The organism is Nonomuraea zeae, assembly GCF_005889725.1.
Lineage (GTDB): Bacteria > Actinomycetota > Actinomycetes > Streptosporangiales > Streptosporangiaceae > Nonomuraea > Nonomuraea zeae.
In genome coordinates this window covers 1-1250 of record NZ_VCKX01000681.1, presented here as the reverse complement: position 1 = coordinate 1250, position 1250 = coordinate 1, and the positions used below count along the sequence as shown (strand labels likewise).

The window sequence follows — 1250 nt, the reverse complement described above, 5'->3', positions numbered from 1 at the left end:
CCCCGGAACCCGGACCGGCATCCGCAACCGCCGCTTCCCCCGCGCCCCCAGATACACCCGGACCAGTTCCGCCAGCCCATACACCTTCGGCCCCGCCAGATCCGGCACCAGACCGGCCGGCTCCCCCAGCGCCAGCTCCACCATCCGCGCCGCCACCTCACGGACATCGACCGGCTCGAACCTCAGCCCGCCGGGCACCGGCAGCACCGGCAACCTGGCCATCATCTCCACGACCTTCACCACCAGATCCTGGAACTGGGCCACCCGCACCATCGTCCACGGCACCCCGGACGCCACCACCGCCCGCTCCGCGCCCAGCTTCGCCCGGAAGTAGCCCAGCGGCATCCGATCCGCGCCGATCACCGAGATGTACACCAGATGCCGCGCCCCGGCCCGCGACGCCACCCGTGCCAGGTTCTCCGTCGCCACGTCATCGCCCTTGGCGCCGCCCGCCAGATGCACGACGATCTCGGCCCCGTCCACCGCCGCCTCGACGCCGGTCCCCTGCACCAGGTCACCGGTCACGTATTCGACCCCGTCACCGGACGCCCGATCCCGCCTGCTGAGCACCCGCACCTTGCACCCGGCCTCCCGCAGGAGCGGCACCACGAGCCGCCCGAGCGTACCCGTGCCACCGGTGACCAGAATCAATGACGTCATGACCACTCCACCTACTCGTTCCGGACGGGAGCCGCGCTCCCGGTCACAACCCCCCGGCTTTCGCGGGTCTTCTCCTGTGACACGCCACGCGAAAGGAATGTGACCGGTGAACGAGCGTGAATGGCTGACCGACCGCTTCGAGGAGCACCGCGGCCACCTGCGTGCGGTGGCCTACCGCATGCTCGGCTCCGCCGGCGAGGCCGACGACGCCGTCCAGGACGCCTGGCTACGCCTCGACCGCACCGACACCACCGACGTCGACAACCTCGGCGCCTGGCTCACCACCGTGGTCGCCCGCGTGTGCCTGAACGTCCTGCGCTCCCGCGAGCAACGCCGCGAGCAGCCGCTCGACGCCCGCCCGTCCGACCCGGTCACCAGCCGGGAGGACGGCGCCGACCCCGAGCACGAGGCCGTGCTGGCCGACTCCGTCGGGCTCGCGCTCCTCATCGTGCTCGACACCCTCACCCCGGCCGAACGGCTCGCCTTCGTGCTGCACGACATGTTCGCCGTGCCGTTCGGCGAGATCGCCCCGATGATCGACCGCTCCCCCGCCGCCGCCCGGCAGCTGGCCCTGGCTCTTATACACATCT

General features: G+C 71.7%; 2 protein-coding genes. One reads left to right on the top strand and one right to left on the bottom strand.

Annotated elements, in window-relative coordinates; genetic code table 11:
* On the bottom strand, positions 1 to 660 hold a 660-nt coding region (locus tag ETD85_RS62350; protein WP_138699103.1), incomplete at its 3' end, for an SDR family oxidoreductase.
* A 106-nt stretch (positions 661 to 766) separates the two neighbouring features.
* Here ETD85_RS62350 and ETD85_RS62345 point away from each other — a divergent pair.
* On the top strand, positions 767 to 1250 hold a 484-nt coding region (locus ETD85_RS62345; RefSeq protein WP_138699102.1), incomplete at its 3' end, for a sigma-70 family RNA polymerase sigma factor.